The sequence below is a fragment of the Pseudaquabacterium inlustre genome (assembly GCF_038066595.1).
GTDB lineage: Bacteria > Pseudomonadota > Gammaproteobacteria > Burkholderiales > Burkholderiaceae_C > Pseudaquabacterium > Pseudaquabacterium inlustre.
Window position 1 is genome coordinate 554,628 of record NZ_JBBUTH010000008.1, and the last position, 14,715, is coordinate 569,342.

Sequence of the window (14,715 nt, forward strand, 5' to 3'; positions counted from 1 at the left end):
AGTCGGCGCCGCGGCCGGCCGATATCCGGACGACCGGGGTGTCTTTCGGCTGTAGCCCCCTGTTGCCCACCCCCTTTGAGCGCCGGTCATGAACACAGCCGACTTGCCGAGCACCGCCTTTGACCAACCGGACCTGTGGTCCGTGCTGTCCAGCCTGGACGATGGCGCGCTGGACGCGCTGGGCTTCGGGGTCATCGGCTTCGACGCCGCCGACATCGTGCAGCGCTACAACGCCACCGAGTCGCGCCTGGCCGCGCTGGGCCGCCACCAGGTGGTGGGGCTGCCGCTGTTCACCGTGGTGGCGCCGTGCATGGACAACGCGCTGGTGGCGCAGCGCTTCCACGGCGCGCGCCAGCAGGCCCGGCCACTGGACGCCACGATCGACTACGTGCTGACGCTGCGCATGCGGCCCACGCCGGTGCGGCTGCGCCTGCTGGCCGGACCGGCCGATGCGCCGCCGGACCGCCTGAGCTACGTGTGCGTGCAGCGCTGACGCGGGGCGCCCGATGCCCCCGCTGCCCAGCGCCGACGACGAACTGGCCGAGCTGCTGCTGTTCCTGAACGCCGCGCCGCTGGGCCTGATGGCGGTGCGTGACGACGGCACGGTGACGCTGGCCAACGCCGCCTGTGCCCGCCTGCTGCTGCCGTTGAACGCCGGGCGTGCGCTGTTCAACCTGTTCACGCTGCTGGCCGAGGTGCGGCCGGGCCTGGACCTGGCCGCCGATGTGGCGGCGCGCGGCAGCACCCCTGGCCTGATCCACGACGGCCTGCGCCTGCCCTTGCCGGCCGCCGGTGGGCCGGCGCGCGTGCTGGCGCTGCGGCTGGAGCGCCTGGCTGCCGACCGCCTGATCGCCACGCTGACCGACGTGAGCGCCCAGGTGCAGGCCGAGCAGGCCCAGGCCGAGGCCGCGGCCCAGGCCGAGGAGGCACGCCGGCTGCAGCAGCTGGGGCATCTGAAGAGCCGCTTCCTGGCCACCATGACGCACGAGCTGCGCACGCCGCTCACCGTGGTGCTGGGCTTCGTGGAACTGATGCGCCGCGGCCGCCTGGTGCCGGGCTCGCCGCAGGAGACCAATGTGCTGGCGCGCATCGCCAACAACGGCGGCCACCTGCTGCGCCTGATCGACGACGTGCTCGACCTCGCCCACATCGAGGCCGGCCGGCTGCAGCTGCGGCCCGCGCTGTTCGATCTGCAGGTGCTGGTCGACGAGGTGGCCGCCACGCTGGCGCCGCAGCGCCAGGCGCGCCGGCAGACGCTGGCGGTGCAGGTGGACGCGGGGCTGGACGCGCTGATGCTCGACCCCGACCGCCTGCGCCAGGTGCTGTGGCACCTGCTGTCCAACGCGGTGAAGTTCACCCCCGACGGCGGCAGCCTGGCGCTGCAGGCGCGGCCGCTGCCGGCCGACGACGGGCCGCCGCGCTTCGAGCTGCTGGTGCGCGATGCCGGCCACGGCATCCCGGCCACGCTGCAGGCCCAGGTGTTCGAGCGCTTCCACCAGCTGGACAACGGCAACGGCCGCCTGCACGAGGGCGCCGGCATCGGCCTGGCACTCACCCGCGCGCTGGTGCAGGCCCATGGCGGCGAGATCGCGCTGCACAGCGACCCCGGCCAGGGCAGCACCTTCATCGTGCGCCTGCCGCTGGTGCTGGAGGGCGAGGCCGAGCACCACGAGGCGGGGACGACCGGACGCTAGGCCGCGCCGGCGCGCACCCAGCCGTCCAGCGCGCCCCAGCGCGAGCCGTCCTGCCGCGTCACCAGCGCCTGCACGTCCGCCCGGCGGTGGCCGGCCGGTGGCAGGCCGGCCAGCAGCGCGCGGCCGCGGGCCTCGTCCAGCACCATCAGCGCAGCGCCCAGCCCGTTGACGCGGGCCACCGCGTCGTCCAGCGCGGCGGGGCCGCCTTCGCCGGGTGCACGCGCCAGCAGCGTGACGCCATGTGCCGCCGTGGCGGGCCGGCCGGTGCGCGGGTCCAGCACATGGTGCCAGCGCCGGCCCAGCGTGTCGGTGCTGCAGCGCTCGTAGTCGCCCGAGGAGGCCATCACCCCGTTGTGTAGCGCCAGCACGCCGATCAGCGCGTCGGGCCGCGCGGGGTCGCGCACGCCCACGCGCCAGGCGGGCCATGTTGGCGATGCGGGCAGGCGGCGGCGGCCGGCCGGGGCGGTGGCGGTGTCCGGCGGGCTGAAGGCCAGCACATCGCCGCCACCGTCCACCAGTGCGCGGGGCACGCCGGCCTCGCGCAGGGCCTGCAGGCCGGCGGCCAGGATCGGCAGCTTGGCAATGCCGCCCAGATCCAGCCGCATGCCACGGCGCGGCAGCCAGGCCGTGCCGGCGCGCGCATCCAGCCGCAGCTGGCGCCAGCCCACCAGCGGCAGGCCGCGGGCCACCTGCTCGGGCGCCGGGTGCGGCGGAGCGGCCGGATCGTCGAAGCGCCACAGCCCGGTGGCGCCGATGGTCACGTCGAAGGCGCCGTCGCTGCGTGCCGACAGGGCCTGCGCCTGCTGCAGCACGGTCATCAGTGGCGCGGCCACCGGCACCGGCTGCAGCCCGGCGGCCAGCGCGATGGCGCCGGTGCCGCTGGTGGGCTCGTAATGCGTCATCAGCGCGGCCAGAGCGGCCATGCGCGCGAAGGCATGGTCCAGCGCCTCGGGCAGTGCGGCGGCACGGCCGGCGTCGGCGGTCTCGGCCACCAGCCGCACCGTGGTGCCCATCAGCGGGCGCTGCGCCTGCTGCCGCCAGGTGCCGGGCGTGGCCGCCCGGGCCGGGCCTGCGGGCAGTGTGGCCAGGCCGGGCAGCAGCAGGCCGCCGCCGAGCGCGAGCGCCTGGCGTCGGTGCATGGGCGGGCGGCACGCGGCGGGTGCCGGGCATCGTGGCAAAGGGGTGGGCATGGCGCGTCTCGGTGCAGGGGCAGGGGCGCCCCTGGTGCGGCACCCGATGGCGGCCATCGTAGGAAGCGCCGGTCGGCCCTGTCCAGCCTGCTGACCGGCTTTCGTTTCGAAAGTTGAACTGGTTCAAGGCCGCCGGACAGGGCTTTCCCGAGCATCCAGCCTGCGCCAAGAGCCGCCCCGGCGTGCGTGCGCAGCAGGCTTCACGGCACCCCGTGGGCCGGTGTCGACGCCGTCTGAACAACAGCAACGAGGACCCCCTCCATGAGCCAGGACAAGACCCCTGCGACCGCCCCTTCGGCCACGCCTGAGCTGACCGTACCGGGCCGCCGCCGCTTCCTCAACTCGGCCGCCGTGGCCGGTCTGGGCGCCGGCCTGGCCGCCTGCAACAGCGGCAGCCAGAGCGCCGCCCCGGCGGGCGCCGCCTCGGGCGCCGCGCCCGCTGCGTCGGGCGGCAGCGGCCACGCCGGCACGTCCAGCCAGCCGGGCCTGCACCCCAAGCCGGGCGAGCTGGACACCTACTACGGCCTGTGGAGCGGTGGCCACACCGGTGATGTGCGCGTGCTGGGCATGCCCTCGGGCCGCGAGATCCTGCGCATCCCTTGCTTCGTGCCCGATGCGCTGGTGGGCTGGGGCATCACCAATGAATCGAAGAAGGTGATGGGCACCAAGGCCGACGGCAGCCTGCGCTACACCGTGGGCGACACCCACCACGTGCACGCCAGCTACAAGGACGGCGACTACGACGGCCGCTACGCCTTCGTCAACGACAAGATCAACAGCCGCATCGCGCGCATCCGGCTCGACTACTTCGTCTGCGACAAGATCACCGAGATTCCCAACATCCAGGGCTTCCACGGCATCTTCCCCGATAAGCGCGACCCGGTCGACGAGAAGATCAACTACACCACGCGCGTGTTCGCCGGCGCCGAGTTCCACCTGCCGCTGCCCAACGACGGCAAGGGCATGGACAAGCCCGAGACCTACCGCGCGCTGTTCACCTGCATCGACGTCGAGACGATGAACGTGCGCTGGCAGGCGCTGATCGACGGCAACTGCGACCTGGTGGCCACGTCCTATGACGGCAAGCTGGCGGCCAGCAACCAGTACAACACCGAGGGCGGTGCGCACTTCGCCGAGATGATGTCGGCCGAGCGCGATGCCTGCGTGTTCTTCCACATCGCGCGCATCGAGCAGGCGGTGAAGGACGGCAAGTTCAAGACCTACGGCGACAGCAAGGTGCCGGTGGTGGACTGCACGCGCAAGAGCAACGAAGACCCCAAGACCGCGCTGGCCGCCTACGTGAGCGTGCCCAAGAACCCGCACGGCGTGAACGCCAGCCCCGACGGCAAGTACTTCATCTGCTCGGGCAAGCTCTCGCCCACCGCCACGGTGATCGAGCTGGCCAAGGTGCTCGATTGGTTCGACGGCAAGCTGGACAAGATCGACAAGGCCATCGTGGCCGAGGTCGAGCTGGGCCTGGGGCCGCTGCACACCGCCTTCGACGGCCGCGGCAACGCCTTCACCACGCTGTTCCTCGACAGCCAGGTGGTGAAGTGGAACGTCGACGCCGCGATCAAGTTCCACGGTGGCGACAAGACCGCCAAGTACGTGGTCGACCGCCTGGATGTGCACTACCAGCCGGGCCACCTGAACGCCTCGGGCTCCGAGACCGCCAAGGCCGATGGCAAGTGGCTGGCCGTGGGCTGCAAGTTCTCGAAGGACCGCTTCCTGCCGGTGGGCCCGCTGCACCCCGAGAACGAGCAGATCGTCGACATCTCGGGCGAGAAGATGATCCTCACCGGCGACCATCCGGTGCGCGGCGAGCCGCATGATTTCATCATCTTCAAGCGCGAGCTGCTGCGGCCCAAGCAGGTCTACAGCCTCGACGACTTCCCGAACGCCATCAAGGACCCGAAGGACGGCGGCATCACCCGCAACGGCAAGAAGGTGACGGTCAAGATGACCACCCAGGCGCCGGCCTACAGCCTGCCCGAGTTCACCGTGAAGAAGGGCGACGAGGTCACGCTGATCATCACCAACCTCGACAAGGTGGAGGACCTGACGCACGGCTTCGCGATCCCGAAGTTCAACGTCAACTTCATCGTCAACCCGCAGGAGACGGCCTCGGTGACCTTCGTCGTCGACAAGCCCGGCGTGTACTGGTGCTACTGCACGCACTTCTGCCACGCGCTGCACCTCGAGATGCGCAGCCGCATGTTCGTGGAAGCCTGAGTGGCACCCCGGCGCGGCGGTGTGTGACGCCCGCCGCGCCCGACGAGACCCCGATGTCCCCGCTGTCCATCGTCTGCCGGCTCGCGCTGGCGGCGTGGCTGGGCCTGTGTGCCCTGGCCATGCCCGCCGCCGCGGCCGACGCCGCCAACGCCGCCGCCAAAGCCACGGCCTACGAGGCGCCGCTGCCCGAGGGCATCCATGGCCCGCGGCTGTGCGACCACGCGCCCTGTGCCGAGGTGTTTCCGGGTGCCCTGAGCTTCTCCGAGCGCAAGGGCCAGCCGCCCTATGTGGAGGCCTATGGCGCGCCGGTGAACGGCCAGCCCGCGCTGCTGGGCTATGTGATGCTGTCCACCGACATCACCGACACGCCGGCCTATTCGGGCAAGCCGGTGGTCACGCTGATCGGCATGGACCTGAAGGGGCGCTTCGTCGGCGTGAAGGTGCTCAAGCACTCCGAGCCCATCCTGCTGCTGGGCATCCCCGAAAGCGCGCTGCTGAAGTTCAACCACCAGTACCTGGGCCAGCATGCCGGCGCCAAGGTGGAGATCGGCCACAGCCGGCCCGACGAGGGCATCGTCGGCGTGGACGCGATCTCGGGCGCCACGGTCACGGTGATCGCGCAGAACCAGGTGCTGATGACCTCGGCCGCCACGGTGGCGCGCCAGACCGGCATCCTGCCGCCGGTGCAGCGGCCGGTGGCGCGGTTCACCCAGACCGGCCAGCGCCTGGACTGGGCCGCGCTGGTGAAGCAGGGCGCCGTGCAGCGCCTGGTGGTGCAGCCCGAGCAGGTGGGCCTGCCGCGCGGTGACGCGCCCTTCATCGACCTGTGGTTCGGCCTGCTGAACCCGCCCGACATCGGCCAGAGCCTGCTGGGCCAGGCCGGCTGGGCCAACCTGATGGCGCAGCTGAAACCCGGCGAGCAGGCCGTCTTCATCGTGCGCACCGCGGGCCAGGAGAGCTTCAAGGGCTCGGGCTTCGTGCGCGGCGGCATCTACGACCGCGTGCAGCTGCGCCAGGACGCCGACAGCTTCACCTTCCGCGACACCGACTACCTCAACCTCTACGGCCTGGCCGCGCCCGGCGCGCCGGCCTTCGACGAGTCGGCCATCTTCATCGTTCGCAGCGCCGCCTTCTCGGCCGCGCTGCCGTTCAAGCTGGTGTTCCTGGGCAACCGGGTCGACCGCGCCACCGGCGCACGCAGCTTCGCCAACTTCGATGCCCGCTACTGGCTGCCCGACACCGCGCTGCAGGGCGGCCGCCCGGTGGTGGCCGAGCCCGAGGCCACCTGGGTCAAGGTATGGCGCCAGCGCGCGCTGCCCATCGCGGCCTTTGCCGTGCTGCTGGTGGCGGTGGGCGTGGTGTACGCCAACCGTGAGCGGCTCACCCGACGCGCCACGCGCAAGAACAAGTGGCCGGTCAACAGCTTCAAGTACGCGGCCTGGGTGCTGAGCATCGTGTTCGTCGGCTTCGGCGTGATGGCGCAGCCGTCCATCACCCAGGTGCTGACCTGGTTCCATGCGCTGCTGTTCCAGTGGACCTGGACGCTGTTCCTCAGCGACCCGTTCATCTTCCTGTTCTGGATCTTCATCGGCATCACCGTCTTCGTGTGGGGCCGCGGCCTGTTCTGCGGCTGGCTGTGCCCGTTCGGCTCGCTGAGCGAGCTGCTCTACAAGATCGGCGGCTTGGTCTTCGCGCGGCTGGGCTGGAAGAAGGCGCAGTTCCTCGTGCCGGCGCGCTGGCACCACCGGCTCAAGTGGGTGAAGTACGGCGTGTTCTTCGGCCTGCTGGCCACGTCGATGTTCTCGATGGGCCTGGCCGAGATGCTGGCCGAGGTGGAGCCGTTCAAGACCACCTTCCTGGTGGGCTGGGGCCAGCGCGCCTGGCCGTACACGCTGTTCGCGGCCGGGTTGCTGGGCTTGTCCATCTTCACCGAGCGGCCGTTCTGCAAGTACCTGTGCCCGCTGGGCGCGTCGCTGGCCATGCCCAGCACCTTCCGCTGGTTCGGCCTGAAGCGCAAGCAGGCGTGCAACAGCTGCCACGCCTGCCAGGCCGGTTGCGGCGCCCAGGCCATTGACGACGATGGCCGCATCGACCACCGCGAATGCCTGCACTGCCTGGACTGCATGATCCTCTACACCGATGACCATGCCTGCCCGCCGCTGGCCCAGGAGCGCAAGCGCCGCGAGCGCGACGGCCTGCTGATCACGCCGATCGGGGCCGATGGCTACTTCATCCCCATCGTTGCGGTGAAGGAGCGCCCGTGACGTCCGTCGACCCCCGCTGGCCCACCGACCGCGCACAGCCGGCCTACGGTGAGCGCGCCAGCACGCTGGCATGGCTGGCGGCCGAGACCTGGGACCACCTGTGGCCCTTCAGCCGCGCCGGCCTGCAGCGCGGCCGCCTGCTGCCCGCCCTGGCCGCCGGCCTGGCCGTGGCCGTCACGCTGGCCTGGGCCGCGGCGGCCACCGGGCGCCTGCACGCCGGCGCCATCATCGGCTGGTGGTTCGGCTGGAGCGTGGTGGAGGTGGGCGTGCGCCTGGCCGGCAAGCGCTACGTGAAAGACGGGCCCTGGTGGGGCCGCGTCTACCGCGTGGCCACGCCCATGGACATGCTGAGCTACGTGGGCTTCAAGAACCTGCTGATCGGCGCCACGCTGTTCCTGGCGCTGAAGTCGCTGGGCTGGCTGCAGGCCTGAGGTCGATCCCCATGGCACGCCGAGCGTCCGCCCTGAGCCTGCTGCTGGCGCTGAGCCTGCTGCACGGTGCGGCCATGGCCGCCACGCTCACCGCCCAGCCCGGCCAGGCCCTGCAGCCGCTGATCGACCAGGCTGCGCCGGGCGATGTGCTGGTGATCCCGCGCGGCCAGTACGCCGGCAACCTGCTGGTCGACAAGCCGCTCACCTTGCGTGGCAGCGATCACCCCACGATCTCGGCCGCCAACCAGGGTGACGTGATCCGCGTCACCGCGCCCGACGTCACGATCGAAGGCCTGATCGTGCGCGATTCGGGCGCTGACCTGAACGCGCAGAACGCCGGCATCTACATCCGCCCCGGCGCCCACCGTGCCGTGGTGCGCCGCTGCGACATCGTCTACACCCTGTTCGGCCTGTGGATCGAGAAGGCCAACGATGTGCGCGTGGAGAACAACCTGATCACCGGCAAGCGCGAGCTCAACAGCGCGCAGCGCGGCAACGGCGTGCAGCTGTACAACACCAATGGCGCGCAGATCGTCGGCAACCACATCAGCTTCGTGCGCGATGCGCTGTATGTGGACGTGTCGCACCACGCGCTGTTTCGCGGCAACCGGCTGCACCACAGCCGCTACGGCACGCACTACATGAACTCCTACTACAACGTGTGGGAGGACAACGACAGCTACTTCAACCGCGGCGGCCTGGCGCTGATGGAAGTGCGCGACCAGGTGGTGCGCCGCAACCGCGCCTGGGGCAACACCGACCACGGCATCATGCTGCGCTCGATCCAGGACTCGGTGGTCGAGGACAACGTGGTGGCCGGCAACGTGCGCGGCTTCTTCATCTACGACGTCGAGTACACGAAGCTGCGCGGCAACCTGGTGGCGGGCAACCGCGTGGGCGTGCACCTGGCGGCCGGCTCCACCCGCAACGTGGTGGAGGGCAATGACTTCATCGGCAACCGCGAGCAGGTGCGCTACGTGGGCACGCGCGACGAGGTGTGGGGCGGCGCCGCGGGCAACCACTGGAGCAACTACCTCGGCTGGGACCGCGACGGCGACGGCCGCGGTGATGTGCGCTACGAGGCCAACGACCTGGTCGACCGCCTGGTGTGGCGCCACCCGGCCGTGAAGCTGCTGATGGCCAGCCCGGCCGTGCAGGCGCTGCGTCTGGTGGCCCAGCAGTTCCCGCTGCTGCGCGTGCCCAGCGTGGTGGACGCCCACCCGCGCATGAAGCCCGGCCATGCCGACTGGGCGCCCTGGCTGGGCCGCCAGACCGTCGCCGATTGATCCACCGTTCCAGGATGAGCCCGACCATGCGTGCACCCGAAGCCGCTCCCCTCCAGTTGCTGGCGGCCCGCGCCCCGGCGGCCATGCCCGCCGTGCAGCTCAGCGGCGTGGTCAAGCATTTCGGCGCCTTGCATGCCGTCGATGGCGTGGATCTCGACATCCCGCGCGGTGAGCTGTTCGGCCTGATCGGCCACAACGGCGCCGGCAAGAGCACGTTGTTCAAGATGATGCTGGGCCTGCTGCCGCCCACCGCCGGCGAGATCCGCGTGCAGGGCCAGCCGGTGTCGGGCCGGGGTTTCCGCAGCGTGCGCCGCGGCATCGGCTACCTGCCCGAGAACGTGGTGCTGTACGACAACCTGAGCGGCCTGGAGACGCTGCAGTTCTTCGGCCGCCTGAAGGGCCTGCCGGCGCGCGGGCTCGATGCCACCTGCAACGAGGTGCTCGACCGCGTGGGCCTGGCCTATGCCGGCCAGCGCGCGGTGCGCGGCTACAGCAAGGGCATGCGCCAGCGCCTGGGCTTTGCGCAGGCCCTGCTGGGCGCGCCGCAGGTGCTGTTCCTCGACGAGCCCACCAACGGGCTGGACCCCGAGGCCATCCGCGGCTTCTACGCCACGCTGCGCGCGCTGCGCGACGAGGGCGTCACGGTGGTCATCACCTCGCACATCCTGGCCGAGCTACAGGAGCGGGTGGACCGCCTGGCCATCCTGGCCGCCGGCCGCGTGCAGGCGGTGGGCAGCGTGCAGGCGCTGCGCGAGCGCGTGGCGCTGCCGCTGCGCCTGCAGCTGCGCCTGGCCACGGGCGATGCCGCTGCGCGTGCCGCCAGCCGCAGCGTGGTGCAGGCGGTGCTGGACAGCCTGCCGCTCACCGACGGTCAGTGGCGCGCCGATGCCGAGGGCGATTCCTTTGCCGCCCGCTGCCCTCGCGCCATGAAGCTGCCTGCCCTGGCCGCCCTGGCAGCGCTGGGGCCGCGCCTGGCCGACCTGCAACTGATCGAACCCTCGCTCGAAGACCTGTTCTTCGGCATGTCCGACTGAAGGAGCGACCGCCATGGCTGCCGCACACGCCCTGCCACCCGTCGCCGCTGCCGCCTCGGCGTGGATCGAGCCGCGCCAGATCCTCACCATCGCCGCCAAGGAGTGGCGTGACCGCCTGCGCAACCGCTGGGTGCTGGCCGTGGCCGCGGTGTTCACCGTGTTCGCGCTGGTCATCGCCTACGTCGGCGGTGCGCAGCAGGGTGCCGTGGGCCTGCGCTCGATCGAGGTCACCATCGCCAGCCTGGTCAGCCTGGTGATCTACCTGATCCCGCTGATCGCGCTGCTGCTGGGCTTCGACGCCATCGTCGGCGAGCGCGAGCGCGGCTCGCTCGACCTGCTGCTGGCGCTGCCGGTCACGCGGCTGGAGCTGCTGCTGGGCAAGTACCTCGGGCTGGCTGCGGCCTTCACGCTCAGCACACTGCTGGGCTTTGGCGGCGTGGCGGTGCTGCTGGCGCTGCAGCTGGGCACGGCCGGGCTGTGGCACTTCGGCGGCTTCATGCTCAGCGCGCTGCTGCTGGGCTGGGCCTTCCTGAGCTTGGCGGTGATGGTGTCGGTGCTGGCCGCCGACCGCACGCGCGCCTCGGGCCTGGCGATCGCCGCCTGGTTCTTCTTCGTGCTGGTGTTCGACCTGCTGCTGCTGGGCGCGCTGGTGGTCAGCGGCGGGCAGTTCGGCGGCGAGGCCTTCGCCTGGCTGCTGCTGGCCAACCCGGCCGATGTGTTCCGCATCCTCAATGTGTTCTCGCTCGACGAGGTGCGCAGCCTGTACGGCCTGGCCAGCATCGTGCCGCCGGCGCTGGCCAACCCGGCCGTGATGGGCGTGGCCATGCTGGCCTGGATCGTGGCCCCACTGATGGTGGCCGCCTGGAGATTCCGCCAATGATGTTCACCCCTGTTTCCCGCGCACGCCTGCTGCGCCATGCCGCGGCCGCGGCGCTGCTGCTGGCGCTGGGCGCCTGCGGCCGCGACGGCGCCACCACCGCCAGCACCGCGCCGCTGGAGATCGACCGCGCCACCACCTGCGACCTGGACGGCATGCTGCTGGCCGACTACCCCGGCCCGAAGGCCCAGGTGCACTACGCCGGCGAGGCCAGGCCGCTGTGGTTCTGCGACACGGTGGAGCTGTTCGCCACCCTGCTCAAGCCCGAGCAGGTGCGCCAGGTGCGCGCCGTGTATGTGCAGGACATGGCCAAGGCCGACTGGGCCAGTCCGCGCGGTGCGTGGTTCGACGCCAGCACCGGCTACTTCGTGCTGGGCAGCAAGCGCCACGGCTCGATGGGCCCCACCATCGCCAGCTTCGCGCAGCAGGCCGATGCGCAGAAGTTCGCCGCGGAGTTCGGCGGCCGCGTGCTGCGTTATGCCGAGATCAAGCCCGAGATGGTGGACCTGTCGGGTGGCGCGCTGCACGACAGCAGGATGTAGCCATGCGCGTCGCCACCACCCTGCCGCGTACCGGCTGGCTGTGGGCGGCCGCACTGGCCCTGGCGGCGGGCGGGGCACTCACCGGGGCGGGCGGACCGGCGCTGCGCCACTGGATCGATGCGCTGACCACGCAGCGGTCGGCACCGGCGCGCGGCGCACCGGTGCCTGCTGACGAGGTGTGCTTCTTCGCCCCGGCCCTGCCGTTCGACCCCGCCAGCGGCCAGCCGCGCCTGGCGCCACGCCCGGTGCCCGCTCAGGCACGCTGCCCGGTGTGCGGCATGTTCCCGGCGCGCGCGGCGGCCTGGGCGGCGCAGGTGATCTACCGCGACGGCGACGCGCACTTCTTCGACTCGCCGCTGAGCCTGCACCTGTTCCTGCAGGACGTGGGCCGCTACGCCCGCGGCCGCAGCCGGCAGGACCTGGCCGCGCTGTATGTGCGCGACACCGAGGGCGGCGGCTGGATCGACGCGATCGGCGCCTGGCATGTGCAGGGCTCCGACGCGCTGGGCCCGATGCGCGCCGGCAACCTGCCGGCCTTTGCCAGCCGCTCAGCCGCCGAGCGCTTTGCCCAAGGGCATGGCGGCCAGGTGCTGGCCGCCGCACAGATCGATGCGGCCGTTCTGACGGCACTGGATGCGCGTTCCGCCGCGCGATCCGGCCACGCGCATTGACGCGCGGCTGCCGTTCAGGCCACTGACGAACGCCCCACCGGCTTGCGCCGGACGGTGGCGGCTGCACCCAGCGCCGCCAGCGCCAGTGCCAGTGCGCCAGGTTCGGGCACGTTGGTGCTGTTCTGGAAGCGCAGGGTCACCGTGTCGTGGGATCCGGCCAGTGCAAAGACATAGTCGCCAGCCGCGATGCCCAGGCTCTGGAAGCTCTGGTTCGAGAAGGTCAGCGTGCGGCTCAGCGCGCCGCCACTGACGTAGTTGGATGGCAGGTACAGGTAGTCGCTGAATCTCGGGTTCGGGTCGTACACGATCTCGAACTTGCTGGTGCCACCGGTCGAGGTGCCGGCGACACTCTTCGAGTCCAGGGTGCCGACGGTCACGCCGCTTTCCAGCAGCCAGGTATTGGCCTGGTTGTTGACCGCACTGTCCGAGGCCTGCAACTGGAACAGCGGGATATTTCCGTTCCTGTAGAACACTCTGCTGCCGTACGCCGTGGAGTTCGCGGCGTACGGGGTGGCCCCGTTGAGGTTGAGCGAGCCGCTCAGCGTGCCCACCACATTGCCGCCAACCTCGCTGAACTGGAAGATGGCGGCCGCATTCGTGGTGGCCGGGAGGGTGACTGCCGCGGCAGCCAGTGCCGCAGCCAGGATCGTGGAACGCATCGCGCTGCCTTTGTCGTCGGTCGATGAAAGTGCATCGCCGGCGGGGCCTGGCTGCTGCCGGGCCGCCGCCGACCCGCCACCGGGTTGACGAAAGGCAATGTCGGTAACAACTGCTTGCGCGTCGATCCCTAAACACCGGCCGCGGGTCCCCGGATCCGGGGGGCCTCAACGCCACCGTGTCCCGGGTTCAGCCAGTGTGGGCGGCGGCCAGCAGGGCCGCCACGCGGTCCCCCACGAACTGCATGAACGAGCGCACCCGCGCGGTCTGGCGCAGGTCGGGGTGGGTCAGCATCCACACCGGCACGGCCAGTTCCGGGATCACCTCGCTGACCGGCAGCAGGTCGGGGTGGCGGGCCTCCATGAAGGTGGGCAGCACGGCCACGCCGATGCCGGTGTGCAGCATGGCCGCAGCGGCGTTGAAGATGTCCACGCGCAGGCGCACGCTGGCCTGCGCCAGGTGCTTGCGCATCCAGTGGTCGTACACGCGGGCCTGGCTGTCGCGCTCGAAGGCGATCCACGGCGCCTCCTTCAGCAGCGTGGCCAGCGGCAGCACGGTCTGCGGCAGGCCCGGTGCGCCGCGGCGGGCGTAGACGCGGCACTGCGTCATGCCCAGCTGGCGGCCCACCAGGTGCTCGGCCACCTGGTGCGACAGGCGGATCGCCACATCGGCCTCGCGCCGCGCCCAGCCGCTGGACTCATCGGCATGGCGGCGGCTCAGGTCGGCCATGAAGGCGTTTTCCACCACCTCCACCTCGATGCCGGGGAAGGCGCGGGCGAAGTCGGCCAGCGGCTGCGGCAGCAGGTGTTCCATGGCCACGAAGGCGGTGGTCACGCGCAGCGGGCCGGTCAGCTCGCGGTCGCGGCCGGTCACGCGGCGCTCGATCTCCTCGGCCTGGTCGGCCATGCGGCGGGCCTGCTCCAGCAGCAGTGCGCCGGCTTCGGTGGGCAGGTAGCCGGCGCGGGCGCGCTCGAACAGCCGCGCACCCAGGCGCTGCTCCAGGGCGTCCAGCCGGCGCAGCACGGTGGTGTGGTTCACGCCCAGCTGGCGGGCGGCGCCGGCCAGCGAGCCGGTCTGGCCCACCGCAAGGGCATAGCGCAGGTCGCTCCAATCGAGTTCGGACATCGGGATGTGTCGGTGGGCAGGCCGGTGGGTGGCCGCCAGGCTTACTGCAATTTCGCAATTGTGCGCTGCGTTGGGCGCAGGGCCGTGCACGAATCACCATGACGTGGACGCCAGCAGGTGCTTGGACCGCGGCGGCGGAATAATCCGGCACCCCGGCCCGTAGGCTTCGCGTGGACGCTCCTGCCGCTTTTCGCCAGCAACTGCTTGCCGCCATCCCGCGGGTGCGGCGCTATGCGCGCTCGCTGGCCTTCGATCCCGGCGTCGCCGACGACCTGGTGCAGACCACGCTGGAGCGGGCGCTGACGCACTGGCACCAGTTCGACCCACTGCGCGACATGGTGGTGTGGCTGCTGTCCATCGCCCACAACGCGCACCTCGACCAGCGCCGCCGCGACAGCCGGCTGAGCATCGTCGAGCCGGCCGAGGCCGACGCGCGCCAGGATGCGCTGCGCGCCGATCCCGGCGCCGACGTGGGCCTGCGCATCGACCTGATGGCCGCGCTGGCGCGCCTGCCGCTCGAGCAGCGCGAGCCGCTGCTGTTGGTCAGCGTGGAGCAGTTCAGCTATGCCGAGTGCGCCGAGGCGCTGGGCATCCCCATCGGCACAGTGATGTCGCGCGTCTCGCGCGCCCGCGCCGCCCTGCGCGAGCACCTGGACGGCCGCAGCCCGGCGCGTCCCGAAGGCACCCCCAACCTGCGGCGGGTGATCTAGCC

At 71.4% G+C, this 14,715-nt stretch carries 12 protein-coding genes and 1 pseudogene; 10 read left to right on the plus strand and 3 right to left on the minus strand.

The window, feature by feature from the left end:
• The first annotated feature begins 88 nt into the window (after positions 1-88).
• Both AACH10_RS16975 and AACH10_RS16980 read left to right on the plus strand, forming a co-directional pair.
• Positions 89-493 carry a phosphonate transporter gene (locus AACH10_RS16975; protein ID WP_341411643.1) on the plus strand — a complete coding sequence of 135 codons (405 nt, stop codon included), beginning with the start codon at positions 89-91 and terminating at the stop codon, positions 491-493.
• A 13-nt stretch (positions 494-506) separates the two neighbouring features.
• Positions 507-1,694: a sensor histidine kinase gene (locus AACH10_RS16980; RefSeq protein WP_341411644.1), complete on the plus strand. Its 1,188-nt coding sequence runs from the start codon at positions 507-509 to the stop codon at positions 1,692-1,694.
• Here the strand turns inward: AACH10_RS16980 and AACH10_RS16985 are convergent.
• The gene (locus AACH10_RS16985; RefSeq protein WP_341411645.1) at positions 1,691-2,833 is read right to left on the minus strand and encodes an FAD:protein FMN transferase; all 1,143 of its coding nucleotides are present in this window, start codon (positions 2,831-2,833) and stop codon (positions 1,691-1,693) included. The two genes, AACH10_RS16980 and AACH10_RS16985, sit on opposite strands and share 4 nt — an antisense overlap.
• A gap of 312 nt (positions 2,834-3,145) precedes the next feature.
• Between AACH10_RS16985 and nosZ the strand changes: the two genes are divergently transcribed.
• The 7 genes and pseudogenes from nosZ (at position 3,146) to AACH10_RS17020 (ending at position 12,221) form a co-directional block, all read left to right on the plus strand.
• Positions 3,146-5,116: a TAT-dependent nitrous-oxide reductase gene (gene nosZ / locus AACH10_RS16990; protein ID WP_341411646.1), complete on the plus strand. Its 1,971-nt coding sequence runs from the start codon at positions 3,146-3,148 to the stop codon at positions 5,114-5,116.
• A 119-nt stretch (positions 5,117-5,235) separates the two neighbouring features.
• Positions 5,236-7,811 (plus strand): annotated as a pseudogene (locus AACH10_RS16995) (4Fe-4S binding protein).
• Positions 7,812-7,885: 74 nt separating this feature from the next.
• Complete coding sequence (locus AACH10_RS17000; RefSeq protein WP_341411763.1) at positions 7,886-9,097, plus strand: nitrous oxide reductase family maturation protein NosD; 1,212 nt, start codon at positions 7,886-7,888, stop codon at positions 9,095-9,097.
• Between the two features lie 83 nt (positions 9,098-9,180).
• A complete protein-coding gene (locus AACH10_RS17005; RefSeq protein ID WP_341411764.1) occupies positions 9,181-10,131 on the plus strand; it encodes an ABC transporter ATP-binding protein in 951 nt (316 codons plus the stop codon).
• Positions 10,132-10,195: 64 nt separating this feature from the next.
• Positions 10,196-11,011 carry an ABC transporter permease gene (locus AACH10_RS17010; RefSeq protein ID WP_341411765.1) on the plus strand — a complete coding sequence of 272 codons (816 nt, stop codon included), beginning with the start codon at positions 10,196-10,198 and terminating at the stop codon, positions 11,009-11,011.
• Positions 11,008-11,550 carry a nitrous oxide reductase accessory protein NosL gene (locus AACH10_RS17015; protein WP_341411647.1) on the plus strand — a complete coding sequence of 181 codons (543 nt, stop codon included), beginning with the start codon at positions 11,008-11,010 and terminating at the stop codon, positions 11,548-11,550. Before AACH10_RS17010 ends, AACH10_RS17015 begins: the two co-directional genes overlap by 4 nt.
• Positions 11,551-11,552: 2 nt before the next feature.
• Positions 11,553-12,221: a nitrous oxide reductase accessory protein NosL gene (locus AACH10_RS17020; RefSeq protein ID WP_341411648.1), complete on the plus strand. Its 669-nt coding sequence runs from the start codon at positions 11,553-11,555 to the stop codon at positions 12,219-12,221.
• 14 nt (positions 12,222-12,235) lie between these two features.
• Here the strand turns inward: AACH10_RS17020 and AACH10_RS17025 are convergent, their stop codons facing one another.
• Together AACH10_RS17025 and AACH10_RS17030 are read right to left on the minus strand one after the other, a co-directional pair.
• A complete protein-coding gene (locus tag AACH10_RS17025; RefSeq protein WP_341411649.1) occupies positions 12,236-12,880 on the minus strand; it encodes a PEP-CTERM sorting domain-containing protein in 645 nt (214 codons plus the stop codon).
• 187 nt (positions 12,881-13,067) lie between these two features.
• A complete protein-coding gene (locus AACH10_RS17030; protein ID WP_341411650.1) occupies positions 13,068-14,003 on the minus strand; it encodes a LysR family transcriptional regulator in 936 nt (311 codons plus the stop codon).
• A gap of 170 nt (positions 14,004-14,173) precedes the next feature.
• Here AACH10_RS17030 and AACH10_RS17035 point away from each other — a divergent pair, with 170 nt between their 5' ends.
• Positions 14,174-14,713, plus strand: coding sequence for an RNA polymerase sigma factor (locus AACH10_RS17035; protein WP_341411651.1), 540 nt, complete (start codon positions 14,174-14,176; stop codon positions 14,711-14,713).
• The last annotated feature ends 2 nt before the right edge of the window (positions 14,714-14,715 follow it).

What these genes read in the sequence shown, in the direction of transcription:
- AACH10_RS16975 (WP_341411643.1), top strand. Translation starts at nt 89, where the DNA reads ATGAACACAGCCGACTTGCCGAGCACCGCCTTTGACCAACCGGACCTG.
- AACH10_RS16980 (WP_341411644.1), top strand. Translation starts at nt 507, where the DNA reads ATGCCCCCGCTGCCCAGCGCCGACGACGAACTGGCCGAGCTGCTGCTG.
- AACH10_RS16985 (WP_341411645.1), bottom strand. Translation starts at nt 2,833, where the DNA reads ATGCACCGACGCCAGGCGCTCGCGCTCGGCGGCGGCCTGCTGCTGCCC.
- nosZ (WP_341411646.1), top strand. Translation starts at nt 3,146, where the DNA reads ATGAGCCAGGACAAGACCCCTGCGACCGCCCCTTCGGCCACGCCTGAG.
- AACH10_RS17000 (WP_341411763.1), top strand. Translation starts at nt 7,886, where the DNA reads ATGGCCGCCACGCTCACCGCCCAGCCCGGCCAGGCCCTGCAGCCGCTG.
- AACH10_RS17005 (WP_341411764.1), top strand. Translation starts at nt 9,181, where the DNA reads ATGCCCGCCGTGCAGCTCAGCGGCGTGGTCAAGCATTTCGGCGCCTTG.
- AACH10_RS17015 (WP_341411647.1), top strand. Translation starts at nt 11,008, where the DNA reads ATGATGTTCACCCCTGTTTCCCGCGCACGCCTGCTGCGCCATGCCGCG.
- AACH10_RS17020 (WP_341411648.1), top strand. Translation starts at nt 11,553, where the DNA reads ATGCGCGTCGCCACCACCCTGCCGCGTACCGGCTGGCTGTGGGCGGCC.
- AACH10_RS17025 (WP_341411649.1), bottom strand. Translation starts at nt 12,880, where the DNA reads ATGCGTTCCACGATCCTGGCTGCGGCACTGGCTGCCGCGGCAGTCACC.
- AACH10_RS17030 (WP_341411650.1), bottom strand. Translation starts at nt 14,003, where the DNA reads ATGTCCGAACTCGATTGGAGCGACCTGCGCTATGCCCTTGCGGTGGGC.